A 608-nucleotide genomic window follows, 5' to 3' on the forward strand; every position below is an offset into this window, starting at 1 on the left:
GTGACGAAGCTGGCTTACGGCCTCGTGGTGCTCAAATGCCTGGGCGGCCTCTATCTCCTCTTCCTTGCCTGGAAGAGCTTCCGCAGCGCGATGCGGACGGAGGTGCTGGAAACCGCCGTTTCCGCATCGGCCAGTCTTGCGACAAGCTACCGCCGCGGGCTGCTGATCCATCTCACCAATCCGAAGGCGATCTTCGCGTGGGTGTCGCTGGTTTCCATCGGTCTGCCGGCCGGAGCCGATCCGCAGGTGATCGCGGTCTTCATCGCCGGCGCGCTCGTCATCGGCTTCTTGACCTTCAATGGCCTTGCCGTGCTGTTCTCCTCAAGCCTCGTCGTGCGCGGCTATCGCCGGGCCCGCCGCGGCATCGAGGGCGTCATGGCCGCCTTCTTCGCCTTTGCCGGCTTCAAGCTGCTGACGACGCGTTTCTGACATGCTGAATGAAGACGAAATCGCAAACCGACTGCTGGCGCTCGAGCCTGGCGAATTTCACTTTCCGACGCTCTATGGCGAAGGTTGGAACCGCCTCTATATCGGCGACAAGGTGAAGATCGGCCGGGAATTCCTGAATGCCGTGCGCAAGGGCAAATTCCCCGGCATCGAAGACACCG

General features: G+C 62.0%; 2 protein-coding genes. Both read left to right on the top strand.

The window, feature by feature from the left end:
- Window positions 1-429, top strand: a 429-nt coding sequence (locus tag MD273_RS18650; protein ID WP_239039271.1) for a LysE family translocator, incomplete at its 5' end; no start/stop codon positions are given.
- A gap of 1 nt (window position 430) precedes the next feature.
- The coding region (locus MD273_RS19185; RefSeq protein WP_353050347.1) for a DUF1413 domain-containing protein at window positions 431-608 on the top strand (178 nt) is incomplete at its 3' end.

It is taken from the genome of Marinobacter sp. C7, assembly GCF_022343555.1.
Taxonomy (GTDB): Bacteria; Pseudomonadota; Gammaproteobacteria; order Pseudomonadales; family Oleiphilaceae; genus Marinobacter.